Below are 13,460 nucleotides of genomic sequence, written 5' to 3'. Positions count from 1 at the left end.
GGTGCCGTGCCGGTGTCGCGTCGGTCACAAGGGAACAAGGCCCCTGATCCCGCCCGTTGTCAGGGCATGAGGGACGAGGCGGAAAGGGCTTCCCCACCGGCACCATTGGAGGGCCTGACGTGCACAGCCGGCACAACGGACTGAGGACCGCCGTACTGATCGGTGGCCTCTCCGCGCTGATCCTGGTGATCGGCGGCTTCTTCGGCCGGACCGGCTTGGTGATCGCCCTGGTGGTCGCCCTCGGCACCAACGCCTACGCGTACTGGAACAGCGACAAGCTCGCGCTGCGGGCCATGCGGGCCCGGCCCGTGAGCGAGTTCGAGGCGCCGCAGCTGTACCGGATCGTGCGCGAGCTCTCCACCTCGGCCCGCCAGCCCATGCCCCGGCTCTACATCTCCCCGACCCCGGCCCCCAACGCCTTCGCCACCGGCCGCAACCCGCGCAACGCGGCGGTCTGCTGCACCGAGGGCATCCTGCGGATCCTGGACGAGCGCGAGCTGCGCGGCGTGCTCGGGCACGAGCTGAGCCACGTCTACAACCGGGACATCCTGATCTCCTCCGTCGCCGGGGCGCTCGCCTCCGTGGTGATGTTCCTGGTGAACTTCGCCTGGCTGATCCCGTTCGGCCGCGACGAGGACGACGACGGCCCCGGCCTGTTCGGGATGCTCGCGATCATGATCCTCGGGCCGATCGCCGCCGGGCTCATCCAGATGGCCGTCAGCCGCTCCCGCGAGTACCAGGCCGACGCGGACGGCGCCCGCATCACCGGCGACCCGCTCGCCCTCGCCGCCGCCCTGCGCAAGCTCGACGCCGGCACCCGCCAACTCCCGCTGCCGCCCGAGCCCCAGCTGCAGACGGCGAGCCACATGATGATCGCCAGCCCCTTCCGCCCCGGCGAGGCCGGCGCCCGGCTCTTCTCCACCCACCCGCCGATGGACGAGCGCATCGCCCGCCTGGAGCGCATGGCGGGGTACGGGCGCTAAATGTGCCCTGTGACGGCGTCGAGGGCGAGCCGGAGGCGGTGGACGCCCTCCGCCACCTGGGCGGGGCTCTCGGCGGCCGCGTAGCTGAGGCGCAGGTGCGGCGCCGGGGGCTCGGCCGGGTGGTACGGGCGGCCGGGGGACACCTGGACGCCCGCGCGCAGGGCCGCCGCCGCGAGGGCGCCGTCGTCGACGCCGTCCGGGAGGCGCAGCCACAGGTGGTACCCGCCCGGGCTGTGGGCGGCGGTGACCCCGGGCAGCTCGCGCCGCAGCGCCGCGAGGGCGGCGGTGCGCCGGTCGCGCAGTTCCGCGCCGAGGGTGCGCAGGTGGCGGGCCCAGCCCGGGTCGGCGACGAGTTCCAGCGTCGCCTCCTGGAGGGGCCTGGGCACGAAGAAGCTGTCCACCACCTGCGTCGCCCGCAGCCGGGCGAGGGCCGGGCCGCGCGCGGTGAGGGCGCCCACCCGCAGGTTGGGGGAGGCGGCCTTGGTGAGCGAGCGCAGGTGCACCACGACCCCGTCCGGGTCCTCCGCCGCGAGCGGGCGCGGCAGCGCGGGGGCGTCCGCGTGGATGAGCAGCCGGGCGAAGTCGTCCTCGATCACGAACGCCCCGGCCGCCCGGGCGATCCCGAGCACCTCCGCCCGCCGGGCGGGGGAGAGCACCGCGCCGGTGGGGTTCTGGAAGAGCGGCTGGCAGACGAAGACCCGCGCCCGGGTGGCGTCGAAGGCGTCGGCGAGCAGGTCGGTGCGGACCCCGTCCGCGTCGACGGGCACGGGTACGGGCCGCAGCCCGGCCGCCCGGATCACGGCGAGGATGCCCGCGTACGTCGGCGACTCCACGAGGACGGCGGCGCCGGGCGCGGCGAGGGAGCGCAGGGCGACGGTGAGGCCGCTCTGCCCACCGGAGGTGATCAGGACGTCCCCGGTGCCGATCGGCCCGCCGTGCCCGCCGATGTCGCGGGCGAACCAGCCGCGCAGGTCGGTGAGGCCGTCGGTGGGCGGCCGGTCCCAGGCGCCGGGGCGGCGGCCGGCGCGGGCGAGGGCGGCGGCGAGGAGGCGTTCGGGCAGCAGGGAGGCGTGCGGGTAGCCGCTGTTGAGGTCGACGACGTCCGGCGGCGGCACCTGGAGGGTGGCGAACACCGGGGCGGCGAACAGGTCGCGCGGGCCGGAGTCGGCGCTGAGCGCGATCTCCTGCCAGGAGAGGTCCCCGCTGCGGGCCGGGGGAGCGGGCGTACGGGCGGAGCCGCCCGCGAAGGGCGCCGCCCGGAACACCCCGGCGCCGGGGCGGGAGACGACGAGTCCCTCGGCGACCAGCACGGCCATCGCCCGGGAGACGGTCACCGGGCTGACCTGGTGGCGCTCGACCAGCGCCCGGCTCGAGGGCAGCTTGCGTCCCTCGGGATAGCGCTCCACCTCCCGGCGCAGCCTGTCGGCGAGTTCGGCCACACTGCTACGCTCGTTCATGACGGCACAAGATAGCGCTACCCGGCCCGCGGCGATAGCACCGCGGCCCCGCAAGGTCTCCCGCACCCTCTCGCACAGCGCCGCCGGCACCGCCCTCGCGGCCCTCGGCGTGGCCTGCTTCTCGCTCAGCTTCCCCGCCACCGCCTGGTCCCTGACCGGCTTCGGCCCCTGGACGTCCACCGGGCTGCGCGGCGCCCTGGCGGGCCTGCTCGGCGCGCTCTACCTGGCGGCCGTCCGCGCCCCGCTGCCGCAGCGGCGCCACCGCGCGGGCCTGCTGGTGGTCTCGGCCGGCTGCGTGCTGGGCTTCCCGCTGCTGACCACCCTCGCCCTGCGCACCTCCTCGACGGCCCACTCGGCGGTGGTGATCGGCGTCCTGCCCCTGGCCACGGCGGTGGTGGCGGCGCTGCGCACGGGCCGCAGGCCCTCCCGGGCCTTCTGGGCGGCGGCGCTGGCCGGGGCGGGGGCGGTGCTGCTCTTCACGCTGCTCCAGAGCCACGGCCGCCCGAGCCTCGCGGACCTCTACCTGTTCGTCGGGCTGCTGGTCTGCGCCGCCGGGTACGCGGAGGGCGGGCGGCTGTCGCGGGACCTGCCGGGGGCGCAGGTGATCGCCTGGGCGGCGGTGGCCGCGCTGCCGGTGACGGTGCCGGTCGCGGCGCTGGGGCTGGCCGCGGAGCCGGTGCACCTCGGGGTGAAGGCGCTGGCCGGGCTGGCGTACGTGGCGGCGGTCTCGCAGTTCGGCGGCTTCGTGCTCTGGTACCGGGGGATGGCCGCGATCGGGGTGCCGAGGGCGAGCCAACTCCAGCTCGCACAGCCGCTGTTGACGCTGGTCTGGTCGGTGCTGCTGCTGGGCGAGACGCTGCCCGCGGCGGCGCCGGTGACGGCGGTGGTGGTGCTGGTGTGCATCGCCGTCACCCAGCGCTCCAAGGCTTGAGTCCGGGTGCGGCAGGGTCATGACGGCCCCGCGCTCGTTAGGATGAACACGCGCCCGGTCGGTCCGGGGCGGCATCCGGAGGGAGTGGGCCGTCATGGCAGACGAGAGGCACGCCCCGGCGGCAGGGGACGCGCCCGCACGTCGGCGCGGCCAGGGCGAGCTGGAGGCGCAGGTCCTGGCGGTGCTCCAGCAGGCGCCGGGCCCGGCCACCGCGGGGTGGGTCCAGGAGCGGCTGGAGGGCGATCTCGCCTACACCACGGTGATGACCATCCTCTCCCGCCTCCACGCCAAGAACGCCGTCTCCCGCAGCCGCTCCGGCCGCTCCTACCTCTGGCAGGCGTCCTCCGACGCCGCCGGGCTGGCCGCGCTGCGGATGCGCCGGATGCTCGACGGCGAGGCGGACCGGGACGCCGTCCTGGCCAGCTTCGTCACCGCGCTGCTCCCGCACGACGAGGACCTGCTGCGCGCGCTGCTCGACGCCGCGTCCGCCGAGCCGGCGGCGTCCGACAGCGAGAGCTGACACCCGTGGGCTTCTTCGTCTTCCTCCCGCTCGTTCTGCCGCTGACGGCCGTGCCGATCGCGCGGCTGACCGAGCAGCACCTGCACCCGCGCGGCGCGGCCCGGCTGCTGACGGTGATCAGCGCGGTGATGGCGGTGTGCAGCGTGCTCTGCCTCGGGCTGATCGGCGTGGTGGGCACCGCCCAGATCCCCGGCAACCCGCTGCCGGACAGCTGGTCCGACCCGGAGGTGCGGGCCGCGCTGCCGTACCACGAGACGGTCGGCACGGCCGCGATGTGGATGCTGGTCCTGGTGGGCTTCACCAGCGCCCGTACGGTCGTGCGGCACCTGCGGGTGCGCTCCCGGGCCCGGCGGGCGCTGGCCGGGCTGCCGGACGGGCCGGCGGAGGCCGGGGACCTCGCGGTGCTGCCCGACAGCAACCCCTACGCGTACGCCCTGCCGGGCTCGCCGGGGCGGGTGGTGGTCTCCACCGGGATGCTGGACGGGCTCGCCGAGGACGAGCGGGAGGCGCTGCTCGCGCACGAGCGGGCGCACCTGCGCCACCGCCACCACCGGTACCTGCTGACCACCCAACTCGCCGCCTGCGTCAACCCGTTCCTGCGGCCGCTGCAGTACGCGGTGGCGTACAGCGCGGAGCGGTGGGCGGACGAGGAGTCCGCCCAGACGGTGGGGGACCGCCGGCTCACCGCGCGGGCCGTGGCCCGGGCGGCCCTGGTCTCGCACGCGGCCCCGGCGCCCGGCTTCGCGGCCTTCGCCGCGCCGACCCCGGCCCCCGGGCCGGTGCCGCGCCGGGTCGCCGCCCTGCTCGGCCCGGTGCCGACCTCCCGCAACTGGCCGCCGGCCAAGACCCCGGCGGGCCTGGCGGCGATGGTCGCGGCGGCCGGTACGGCGGCGTCGGCGCTGTGCGCGCTCAACGCCGCCGTGGCGCTGCTGTTGGTTCTGAAGGCCGTCACCCCGCTCTAGTGCCGTGTCTTTCGCACTGGTGCCGCGTCAGAGGGTGGCCGCCAGGGCGTCGAGGGTGGCCTCGGCGGCGGCCAGGGACTCGATGGCGAGCGGCCGCAGGTGGTTCAGCGCCGGGATGTCCTCGGCCCGGGTGAGCTCGGCGGTGACCACGTGCAGGTTCTCCGCCGTGACGCCGGAGCGCTCGAAGTACGCCCGCAGGTACGGGACCTGGAAGTCCCAGTGCTCGCGCGGGGAGCCGGGCCCGTACCCGCCGCCGCGTACCGCGACCAGCACCACCCGGGTGTCCCGCAGCAGGGCCTCGTTCGTGGCCGCGTCCTGGTAGACCCCGGGGAAGGTGATCCGGTCGATCCACGCCTTCAGGCCCGTCGGGACGGTGAGGTTGTACATCGGGGCGCCGATCAACAGGACGTCGGCGGCCAGCAGTTGGGCGATCATCGGGCTGCTGAGGGCCCACTCCCGCTCCTCCTCCGGGGTCCGCGCCAGCGAGGCGATCTCCTCCAGCGGGAGCACCCCCTTGCGCTCGGTGCGACGGCCGAGCGCGTCGAAGGCGGCGCCCACCGCGGGCACCGGCTCGGCGGCCAGGTCGAGGTACCGGTGGCGCAGGGCGGCGCCGTGCCGGGCGCGCCAGGCGGAGGCGAATCGGGCGGTCAGGGCGCGGCTGACCGAGCCGTCCGGGCTGATGCTGGAGTCCAGGTGGAGCAGGGTGGTCGTCATGGGTCACCTCGGGGTAGGGCGGAACGTCATGGAGGTGACGGATGGGCCCGAGGAGAGGTGACCGATGAACGCGGACGGATTTCCGGCAGGCGCCGGGGAGGCGACGGCGGCGCGGTTCGAGGCCGAGCGCGGAGGCTGCGGGCGATCGCCCAGCGCATGCTCGGCTCCACCGGCGAGGCCGAGGACGCCGTGCAGGAGGCGTGGCTGCGGCTGGTGCGGACGGACCGGGCGGACCGGGTGGAGATCGAGAACCTGCCCGGGTGGCTGACCACGGTCGTCTCCCGGATCTGCCTGGACGTGCTGCGCGCCCGCGCCGCCCGCCGGGAGGAGCCCACCGACGAGCCCCTGCCCACCGGGGAGGGGGACGACCCCGAGCGGGAGGCGCTGCTGGTCGAGTCGGTCGGCCGGGCGCTGCTGGTGGTGCTGGATCGGCTAGGCCCGGCCGAGCGGGTCGCCTTCGTGCTGCACGACGGCTTCGCGGTGCCCTTCGAGCAGATCGCGCCGATCGTCGACCGCACCCCGGTGGCCGCCAAGAAGCTGGCCAGCCGCGCCCGGCAGCGGGTGCGGGGGACCGCCGCCCTGCCGCCCGAGCCGTTGGCCGGGCATCGGCGGGTGGTGGAGGCGTTCCTCGCGGCCGCCCGGGGCGGGGATCTCACCGAGCTGCTGGCCGTCCTGGCGCCGGACGTGGTGCGCCGGGCCGACCCGGCCGTCCTGGCGCCCGGCCGGGCCCTGGTGGTGCGCGGCGCGCGGACCGTCGCGCAGGAGACGACGGTTTTCGGCCGCCGGGCCCGGTACGGCGCGTTGGCGCTGGTGGACGGCCTGCCCGGGCTGCTGATCGCCCCGGACGGGCGGCTGCGCCTGGTGCTGCGGATGGCGGTCGCGGACGGCCGGGTGGCCGGCTACGAGGTGGTCGCCGACCCGGTGCGGCTGGCGGCGCTGGAGCTGGCCGTACTGCCCTCGTGAGCGTCCACCGCCTCCCGCAGGACGCGGAACTCCTCGGCCAGCGCGTCCAGCGTGTAGTGGGCGTTGAGCCCGCTCGGATTGGGCAGCACCCACACCTCGGTGTCGCCGATGCCCTCCGGCTGGCGCCCGATCGCGGCCTTCCGCCGGCCGAAGGCCGTCCGGTAGGCGCCGATGCCGAGCACGGCCAGGACGCGCGGGCGCAGCCGCAGCACCCGCGCGGTGAGCGCGGCGCCGCCCTCGCGCAGTTCCTCGGCGGTGAGCTCGTCCGCCTTGGCGGTGGTGCGCGGGGCGACGTTGGTGATGCCCAGGCCCAGGGCGGGCAGCTCGCCCTGCTCCTCCGGGCGGAGGAGGCGCGGGGTGAAGCCGGAGCGGTGCAGGGCGGGCCAGAAGCGGTTGCCGGGGCGGGCGAAGTGGTGGCCGGTGGCGCCGGACCACAGGCCCGGGTTGATGCCGCAGAAGAGGACCTTCAGGTTCGGGCCGGTGACGTCCGCGATGGTGGTGTCCTGGGCGGCCCGCAACTGCTCGGGAGTCGGTTTCACCCGGCCAAGTCTGCCGTCGCGGCCTGCCGTCGCGTGCGGCGGGTGCCGCGCAGCCGGCTCAGCCGCCGCAGGCCGAACACGACCACGGCCGCGTACGCCCAGCCGACGAAGACGTCCACGACGAAGTGCTCGGCGCCGTACACCAGGGTGAAGGTCATCGCGAGGGGGTAGGCGACCAGCAGTGCCCGCAGCCGGCGGCTCGCGGTCGGCCAGAAGAAGAACAGCAGCATCGCCGGGTAGGCGGAGTGCAGCGAGGGCATCGCGGCGACGTCGTTGGCGAACTGGCTGCCGTTCTCCAGCAGGGAGTCGGCCTGCGGCAGCCCGCTGACGGAGATGACCTCCCACACCACCCGGGTGAGGTGGGGCAGGTGGCCCTCCTGGGCGACCAGCCACGGCGGGTCGGCCGGGTAGAGCAGGTAGGTGGCGAAGCCGGCGAACGTCAACGTCAGGTAGCAGGCCAGGAGTTGGCGGAAGCGTTGGTGGGCGCGGCGCCACAGCACGGCGAGCAGGACGAAGACCACGAAGAAGTGCGAGAGGTAGACGGCGACGGCCGCGTAGTCGTACCAGTGCGGTGACCCCGGGGTCCAGAGCGCCTGCTGCAGCCGTACCGTCCACGTCTGACCGAAGCCGAGCCACTCGTCGGCGCGCAGCTGCGGCAGCCAGTGCGGGGCCCACGGGGTGTGGGCGCCGTAGCCGCGCAGCAGCGAGTACGCCCAGACGACGGCCATCACCGGCACCCAGTCGCGCAGCACCAGCAGGAAGCCCCGGGCGCCGTGGCCGCTGTGCACGGCGCCGGTGAGCAGCGCGCCGATCAGCCAGAGGAACAGCACGTCGTTGGCGGAGGGCAGACCCTGGCGGCCGATGAACCAGAGCAGCGCGGCCAGGTAGACCGGCCAGGCCAGCAGCCGCAGTCTCGCCGCCCCGGTGCGGGGCCGCCGGGACGGGGTCGCGGGGTGCGGTCGCCCGGCCCGCACCGGGGACGGCGGGGCCGGGCTGAGCAGCTTGGTCATGCTCAGGGAAACTAGCAACGCAAACTTGGAGCACTCTGGGTGAAACATGACCGGTTCGTAAGAAACCCCCGGACGGCCCCGGGGCGAACGTCCCGAATCGGTCGCAATCGGCTACCGGCTCCGAGGGCCGGGCCAACTGTCAGGAGACGACGGCCAGTTCGTGCGGAGTGTTGTTGAGGCGGCGGCCGCCGGTGGCGGTGACGGTGACGATGTCCTCGATCCGCACGCCGAAGCGGCCGGGCAGGTAGATCCCGGGTTCGATCGAGAAGCACATGCCGGGGACGAGCGGGCGCTCCTCGCCCTCGACCAGGTACGGCGGCTCGTGGGTGGTCAGGCCGATGCCGTGGCCGGTGCGGTGGATGAAGTACTCGCCGTAGCCGGCCTCGGTGATCACCCGGCGGGCGATCCGGTCGATCTCCTGGCAGCCGACCCCGGGGCGGACGGCCTCGAAGGCGGTCTGCTGGGCGAGCCTTACGACGTCGTGCACCCGCTGCACCTCGGCGGGGACGTCCGGGCTGACGTGGACCGTACGGGTGGTGTCGGAGCCGTAGCCGTCCTTCAGGCCGCCGAAGTCGAGCACCACCGTGTCGCCCGGCCGGATGACCCGCTCGTCGGCCTCGTGGTGCGGGTCCGCGCCGTTGGGGCCGGAGCCGACCACGGTGAAGTCGACCTGGCTGTGCCCGTACTGGATGAGCAGCGCGCCGAGGTCGGCGGCCACGTCCGTCTCCCGGCGGCCGGCGAACTCGACCTCCAGGATGCCCCGGTACGCCGCGTCGGCGGCGCCCCCGGCGGCGGCCAGGCGCTCCAGCTCCTCGACATCCTTGACGGCGCGCAGCATCGGCAGGGTCTCGGTGAGGGAGGTGAAGCCGACGCCGGGCAGCGCGGCCTGGAGGCCGAGCAGGTGCATCGCCCAGGCGTTGTCGGAGACGCCGTAGCGCCCTGCCGGGTCGAGCAGCGGGGTGACGGCGGCGTACTGGTCCTCGCCGTCCGTCCAGTCGAGCAGGCGCAGGGCCGGGGTGCCGGCCGCCTTCTCGGCGTCCGGGCGCTCCAGCTTGGGGACGACCAGGGCGGGCTCGCGCCCGGCGGTCAGGACGAGGGCGGTGAGGCGCTCGGTGATGGCGGTCGGGGTGTAGCCGCAGAGGTAGGCGAGGTCCGGGCCGGGGGCGATGACGAGGCCGGCCAGTCCGGCGGCGCTCGCCTCGGCGGTGGCCCGGGCCAGCCGGGCGGTGTAGTCCTCGGTGGTGAAGGGGCGGGGCACTGGTCTTCCTCCTCGGTCGTGGCGCGCGTGGGTCCTCCCCGGCACTCCATCACAGGCGGGGGGTGTCGCCGCGCTGATTCCGTGTCCTGGTGGCTCGGTGCTGTGCGGCGGCCGGATCGGTGGCTCAGTGCTCCGCGGCGGCAGGACCGGGCGTGCTGCTGACGGTGGCGGGCCAGGTGGCGCGGCGCAGGTTGCGGCTGAAGGTCGCGGGCAGCAGGGCGACGGCGAACAGGGCGGTGACCGCGACCAGGGTGGCGGCGGGGGAGAAGCGGTCGAGCAGCAGGCCACTGGCGAAGGAGCCGGCCGGCATGCCGGCGGTCAGCAGGGCCACGGTCGCGGCGATCACCCGGCCGCGCAGCTCGTCCGGCACCTGGCGGAAGACCAGCAGGTCGAGCATCACCCGCAGCGCCGGGGTGGCCGCGCCGACCACGAACAGCGCGGCGAAGACGGTGAACGCCCCGCCCGGCAGCAGCGGCGCCAGGGACGCCAGCGCCGACACCCACGCCGCCACCGTCAGCAGCACGCCCGGCCCGGCCGCCCGGTGCAGCCGGGCGACGAGGGTCGTCCCGGCGAGCGCCCCGACCGCCTCGCCGGCCAGCGTCAGGCCGATCCCGGCACTGCCGGCGCCCTGCTCGCGCAGCATCACGATGACGGGCAGCAGCAGCGCCGCCCCGCACAGGTTGATCAGGAACAGGACGCCCAGGGCCGCCCGCAGCAGCGGGGAGGCCGCGATGACGCGGAACCCGGCCAGGGCGCCGTCGCCGCCCTTCGCCTCCTGGGCGGGCGGGCTCGGGAAGCGCACCACCACGGCGGAGGTGAAGGAGAGCGTGGTGGCGAGCGCCGCGCCGAGGAAGGGCACCGCGTGCCCGAGCCCGAACAGGAACCCGGCCAGCGGCGGCCCGGCCAGCGCGGCCCCGCTCATCCGGGCCTCGTCCTGGGCCAGCGCCTGGCGCATCTGCTCCGGCGGGACCACCGAGCGCAGCGCCAGCAGCCGGATCGGCCCGCCGTAGGCGACGGTCGCGCCGACGGCGGCGGCGACCAGCAGCAGGTGGACGAGCGTCAGCCGGTCGAGCCACACGGCCACGGGGACGCTGGCGAGGGCCGTCAGCCGGGCGGCGTCGGTGACGATCAGCACCTTGCGGCGGTCCCGCCGGTCGGCGACCAGGCCGCCGTGGACGCCCAGCAGCAGGGCGACGGCCATCTGTACGGCGCCGAAGGCCCCGGCGGCGCTGGGGGAGTCGGTGAGCGCGAGGACCAGCAGCGGGAAGGCGGTCTCGCCGACCATCATGCCCAGGGTGCCGGACGCCTGGCCGATCCAGAGGGCCTGGAACCGCAGGTTGCGCCGCAGCGGTACGGGCTGTTCCCGCTGCTGAGCTGTTTCCCGCCGCTGAGCTGTTTCCCGCTCCGCCGTCACGTGCTCGTTCATGGTCCACCCCGTTGGTCGCGTTGACGCCCGCTGACAACATTCACGCTTCGATGAATGATGACGCCAATATGATCGATCGCGCAAGGGTGAGTGCTTACCGGGGCGTGATTGCGATCGGCGTGTCCGATCTGCGAGGGTTGGCCCGTGGCCGAGGACGGACGTGAAGTGGGCGAGACGGGCGAGACGGGCGAGACGGGCGAGACGGGTGAACAGCCGGGCGGCTGGGTCGAGCAGCGGGACGTGGCCGACGTCGCCGTGCTCAAGGCGCTGGCCGACCCCCTGCGCCTGGGCATCCTCGACGCCCTGCGCCGCGCCGACGGCGGCCCGCTGACCGCCAAGGAGCTGGCCGCCGCGCTCGGCGAGCCGCAGACCAAGCTCTACCGGCACATCAAGCAGCTGGAGAAGGCCGAACTGATCCTGGTGGCCGGCACCCGCCTGGTCTCCGGCATCGTCGAGAGCCGCTACAGCCTCGCCCAGCGCTCGATCCGCCTCGCCTCCGAGGTGTTCAGCGAGGACTCCCCGGCCCGGGACGAGGCGTACGGCGCGATGCTCGCCGCGATGGACCGCGTCCGCGACGAGTTCCGCGCCCGGGTCGCCGCCGGGCGGCTCGACTTCAGCCGCCCCCGCGACGGCTCGGACAGCTCACCCGCCATGTTCGCCGACGTCCCGCTGCGGCTCACCCCCGAGCGGCTGCGCCGACTGCGGGACCAACTCGGCGACATCTTCGACGAGTTGACGCGCGAGGGTTCGAGCGAGGCCGAGGACGCGGTCGAGGTCACCGTGTTCGCCCTGCTCTACGGTCTCCAGCCGGGCACGGAATCGTAAATCCCGGCGCGACTGTCGGTGCCGTGGGCGACGATGTCCGGCATGTCCTACGAACTCCAGGCGCTGATAGGAACGTTGGAGCTGCTCACGGTGGCGGCGGCGGAAGTCCCGGCCGCCCGGGTGGTGCCGTTGGCCCAGGGCCTGGCCCTGATCCCGCTGACCCCCGCCGTCCTCGCCGCCCTCCACGGCCCCGGCGCCGGCCGGCTCGCGGACGGCTTCGAGCTGCGCCTCGCCGCCTGGTCCAAGGCGGGCCCCATCGCCTGCGTCGAGGCCGAACACCTCGGCGGCACCGGCACCCAGCGCGCCGCCGTCTGGTCCGACGGCCGCCTCGTCCCCGGCGACTCCACCGTCTCCCGGGCCCTGCGCCTGCTCGGCGCCCGCGTCGAGCCGGGCCACGAGGACGAGTTCACCTTCGTCGGCGTCGGCTGACACCGTTCGGAGTACGTGCGGTGGCTGCGCCCGGGCGGCTGCCCCACGGTTGTGAATCAGGCGAATCCGCCTGAAACACAGTGAGAGAAAGCAGTACCCATGCGTGCCACCCGGATGGCCGTCGTGCTGACCGCAGCCCTCGTGCTGACCCCGGTCGCCACGGCGTCCGCCACCACCGCCGCCGGCGAAGCCGCGGCCGCCGCCCGTACCACCGTCTCCGCCCCGGCCGTCCCGCCGCTCCCCTCGCTCCCCTCGCTCCCGTCGCTCCCCTCTCTCCCGTCCCTCCCCGCGACGCCCTCCCTCCCGGCGACGCCCTCCCTCCCGGCCGTCCCCTCAGCGCCGTCCCTCCCCGCGGTCCCGGCCCTCCCGGCCCTCGGCGACATCGTCAAGACGATCACGGGCCTGGTCTCGTCGGTCACCTCCGCGGTCCCCGACCTCGGCGTCGTCCAACAACTCCTCGCCACCCTGCAGTCCACCCTGCAGGGACTCCTCGGCCAACTCCCCGCCCTCCCCCAACTCCCCACCACCGGCTGACCGCCCCCCCGCAACGCCAGCGGCCCCGTTCCCCGGATCACCGGGGAACGGGGCCGCTGCCGTACCGAGTCGGGCCGAACGCCGTCAGCGGTAGTTCACGTACTGGATGGCGAAGTCCAGGTCCTTGTCCTTGAGCAGGGCCTGCACGGCCTGGAGGTCGTCGCGGCTCTTGGAGCTGACGCGCAGTTCGTCACCCTGGACCTGCGCCTTGACGCCCTTCGGGCCCTCATCGCGGATGATCTTCGCGACCTTCTTGGCATCCTCCGTGGTGATGCCCTCCTTGATGTTCGCGAAGATCTTGTACTCCTTGCCGGAGAGCTGCGGCTCGGCGGCGTCCAGAGCCTTCAGCGACAGGCCGCGCTTGACGAACTTGGTCTGCAGCACGTCGAGGATGGCCCGCACGCGCTCCTCGCCGTTGGCCTTCATCTCGATCTTCTCGCCCGACCGGCTGATCTCGCCGCCCACGCCCTTGAAGTCGAACCGGGTGGCGATCTCACGGGAGGTCTGATTGATCGCGTTGTCGACCTCCTGCCACTCGACCTTCGAGACGATGTCGAAACTGGAGTCGGCCATGGGTGTTGGTCTCCTTGATGCTCTGGCTTCACTGACACGGCCCGCCCCACCGGACGTCCGCCGCCACAGCCTATCCAGCGCCACCCCGCCCCCGCCTGCGACAACCGCACCCCGCCACCCGATCCCCACCCCACCAATCGAGTGGCGAACCACCCCCCGGCATCGGGTATGGTTTACCACGTCGAACGGGGCGAACACCCCTGAAGACACCAACCCTGGCTGGTTGCCCGAGCGGCCAAAGGGAGCAGACTGTAAATCTGTCGCGCAAGCTACGCAGGTTCGAACCCTGCACCAGCCACCGGATGGAGAAACGGCCCCCGATCTGCGGAAACGCGG

General features: G+C 74.5%; 15 protein-coding genes and 1 tRNA gene. 9 read left to right on the top strand and 7 right to left on the bottom strand.

Annotation, left to right across the window (positions count from 1 at the left end):
• Nucleotides 1-119: 119 nt before the first annotated feature.
• A complete protein-coding gene (htpX, locus tag IH61_RS0100835) occupies nucleotides 120-983 on the top strand; it encodes a zinc metalloprotease HtpX (RefSeq protein ID WP_031063253.1) in 864 nt (287 codons plus the stop codon).
• On the opposite strand, the gene IH61_RS0100830 is transcribed toward htpX, so the two are convergent.
• Entirely contained in the window at nucleotides 980-2,440 is a 1,461-nt protein-coding gene (locus tag IH61_RS0100830; RefSeq protein WP_031063250.1) for a PLP-dependent aminotransferase family protein, read from the bottom strand. The genes htpX and IH61_RS0100830 overlap by 4 nt on opposite strands.
• Here IH61_RS0100830 and IH61_RS0100825 point away from each other — a divergent pair.
• From IH61_RS0100825 to IH61_RS0100815, 3 genes are all read left to right on the top strand, one after another.
• Complete coding sequence (locus tag IH61_RS0100825; RefSeq protein WP_031063247.1) at nucleotides 2,439-3,371, top strand: DMT family transporter; 933 nt, start codon at nucleotides 2,439-2,441, stop codon at nucleotides 3,369-3,371. The genes IH61_RS0100830 and IH61_RS0100825 overlap by 2 nt on opposite strands.
• A gap of 94 nt (nucleotides 3,372-3,465) precedes the next feature.
• A complete protein-coding gene (locus tag IH61_RS0100820) occupies nucleotides 3,466-3,891 on the top strand; it encodes a BlaI/MecI/CopY family transcriptional regulator (protein WP_031063244.1) in 426 nt (141 codons plus the stop codon).
• Between the two features lie 5 nt (nucleotides 3,892-3,896).
• Nucleotides 3,897-4,853 (top strand): M48 family metalloprotease, encoded by a 957-nt coding sequence (locus IH61_RS0100815; RefSeq protein WP_031063243.1) that lies wholly within the window; start codon nucleotides 3,897-3,899, stop codon nucleotides 4,851-4,853.
• 27 nt (nucleotides 4,854-4,880) lie between these two features.
• Here the strand turns inward: IH61_RS0100815 and IH61_RS0100810 are convergent, their stop codons facing one another.
• On the bottom strand, nucleotides 4,881-5,567 hold the full coding sequence (locus IH61_RS0100810; RefSeq protein ID WP_031063238.1) for an FMN-dependent NADH-azoreductase: 687 nt from the start codon (nucleotides 5,565-5,567) through the stop codon (nucleotides 4,881-4,883).
• A gap of 156 nt (nucleotides 5,568-5,723) precedes the next feature.
• Here IH61_RS0100810 and IH61_RS40195 point away from each other — a divergent pair, with 156 nt between their 5' ends.
• A complete protein-coding gene (locus IH61_RS40195) occupies nucleotides 5,724-6,530 on the top strand; it encodes a sigma-70 family RNA polymerase sigma factor (protein WP_078910730.1) in 807 nt (268 codons plus the stop codon).
• Here IH61_RS40195 and mug read toward each other — a convergent pair.
• The 4 genes from mug to IH61_RS0100785 form a co-directional block, all read right to left on the bottom strand.
• Nucleotides 6,467-7,069, bottom strand: coding sequence for a G/U mismatch-specific DNA glycosylase (gene mug / locus IH61_RS0100800; RefSeq protein ID WP_051836053.1), 603 nt, complete (start codon nucleotides 7,067-7,069; stop codon nucleotides 6,467-6,469). The genes IH61_RS40195 and mug overlap by 64 nt on opposite strands.
• On the bottom strand, nucleotides 7,066-8,079 hold the full coding sequence (locus tag IH61_RS0100795; RefSeq protein ID WP_051836052.1) for a phosphatase PAP2 family protein: 1,014 nt from the start codon (nucleotides 8,077-8,079) through the stop codon (nucleotides 7,066-7,068). Before IH61_RS0100795 ends, mug begins: the two co-directional genes overlap by 4 nt.
• 139 nt (nucleotides 8,080-8,218) lie before the next feature.
• Nucleotides 8,219-9,337: an aminopeptidase P family protein gene (locus IH61_RS0100790; RefSeq protein WP_031063228.1), complete on the bottom strand. Its 1,119-nt coding sequence runs from the start codon at nucleotides 9,335-9,337 to the stop codon at nucleotides 8,219-8,221.
• A gap of 124 nt (nucleotides 9,338-9,461) precedes the next feature.
• Complete coding sequence (locus tag IH61_RS0100785; RefSeq protein ID WP_063763110.1) at nucleotides 9,462-10,763, bottom strand: MFS transporter; 1,302 nt, start codon at nucleotides 10,761-10,763, stop codon at nucleotides 9,462-9,464.
• Nucleotides 10,764-10,907: 144 nt separating this feature from the next.
• Between IH61_RS0100785 and IH61_RS42365 the strand changes: the two genes are divergently transcribed.
• The 3 genes from IH61_RS42365 (at nucleotide 10,908) to IH61_RS48040 (ending at nucleotide 12,551) form a co-directional block, all read left to right on the top strand.
• Nucleotides 10,908-11,588 carry an ArsR/SmtB family transcription factor gene (locus IH61_RS42365; protein ID WP_158844503.1) on the top strand — a complete coding sequence of 227 codons (681 nt, stop codon included), beginning with the start codon at nucleotides 10,908-10,910 and terminating at the stop codon, nucleotides 11,586-11,588.
• A 42-nt stretch (nucleotides 11,589-11,630) separates the two neighbouring features.
• On the top strand, nucleotides 11,631-12,017 hold the full coding sequence (locus IH61_RS0100775) for a hypothetical protein (RefSeq protein WP_037971250.1): 387 nt from the start codon (nucleotides 11,631-11,633) through the stop codon (nucleotides 12,015-12,017).
• A 99-nt stretch (nucleotides 12,018-12,116) separates the two neighbouring features.
• Entirely contained in the window at nucleotides 12,117-12,551 is a 435-nt protein-coding gene (locus tag IH61_RS48040; protein WP_037971203.1) for a hypothetical protein, read from the top strand.
• 84 nt (nucleotides 12,552-12,635) lie between these two features.
• On the opposite strand, the gene IH61_RS0100765 is transcribed toward IH61_RS48040, so the two are convergent.
• Nucleotides 12,636-13,124: a YajQ family cyclic di-GMP-binding protein gene (locus tag IH61_RS0100765; protein ID WP_031063219.1), complete on the bottom strand. Its 489-nt coding sequence runs from the start codon at nucleotides 13,122-13,124 to the stop codon at nucleotides 12,636-12,638.
• Between the two features lie 217 nt (nucleotides 13,125-13,341).
• On the opposite strand from IH61_RS0100765, the gene IH61_RS0100760 reads away from it, so the two are divergent.
• Nucleotides 13,342-13,422, top strand: a tRNA-Tyr gene (locus IH61_RS0100760).
• Nucleotides 13,423-13,460: the final 38 nt, after the last annotated feature.

The sequence above is a fragment of the Streptomyces sp. NRRL WC-3742 genome, from assembly GCF_000720635.1.
Taxonomy (GTDB): domain Bacteria; phylum Actinomycetota; class Actinomycetes; order Streptomycetales; family Streptomycetaceae; genus Kitasatospora.
Note: the sequence above shows the minus strand (reverse complement) of the source record. Positions and strands in the feature narration are given on the sequence as shown.

What these genes read in the sequence shown, in the direction of transcription:
- IH61_RS0100825 (WP_031063247.1), top strand. Translation starts at nt 2,439, where the DNA reads ATGACGGCACAAGATAGCGCTACCCGGCCCGCGGCGATAGCACCGCGG.
- IH61_RS0100830 (WP_031063250.1), bottom strand. Translation starts at nt 2,440, where the DNA reads ATGAACGAGCGTAGCAGTGTGGCCGAACTCGCCGACAGGCTGCGCCGG.
- IH61_RS0100820 (WP_031063244.1), top strand. Translation starts at nt 3,466, where the DNA reads ATGGCAGACGAGAGGCACGCCCCGGCGGCAGGGGACGCGCCCGCACGT.
- IH61_RS0100810 (WP_031063238.1), bottom strand. Translation starts at nt 5,567, where the DNA reads ATGACGACCACCCTGCTCCACCTGGACTCCAGCATCAGCCCGGACGGC.
- IH61_RS40195 (WP_078910730.1), top strand. Translation starts at nt 5,724, where the DNA reads ATGCTCGGCTCCACCGGCGAGGCCGAGGACGCCGTGCAGGAGGCGTGG.
- IH61_RS0100795 (WP_051836052.1), bottom strand. Translation starts at nt 8,079, where the DNA reads ATGACCAAGCTGCTCAGCCCGGCCCCGCCGTCCCCGGTGCGGGCCGGG.
- IH61_RS0100785 (WP_063763110.1), bottom strand. Translation starts at nt 10,763, where the DNA reads ATGAACGAGCACGTGACGGCGGAGCGGGAAACAGCTCAGCGGCGGGAA.
- IH61_RS0100775 (WP_037971250.1), top strand. Translation starts at nt 11,631, where the DNA reads ATGTCCTACGAACTCCAGGCGCTGATAGGAACGTTGGAGCTGCTCACG.
- IH61_RS48040 (WP_037971203.1), top strand. Translation starts at nt 12,117, where the DNA reads ATGCGTGCCACCCGGATGGCCGTCGTGCTGACCGCAGCCCTCGTGCTG.
- IH61_RS0100765 (WP_031063219.1), bottom strand. Translation starts at nt 13,124, where the DNA reads ATGGCCGACTCCAGTTTCGACATCGTCTCGAAGGTCGAGTGGCAGGAG.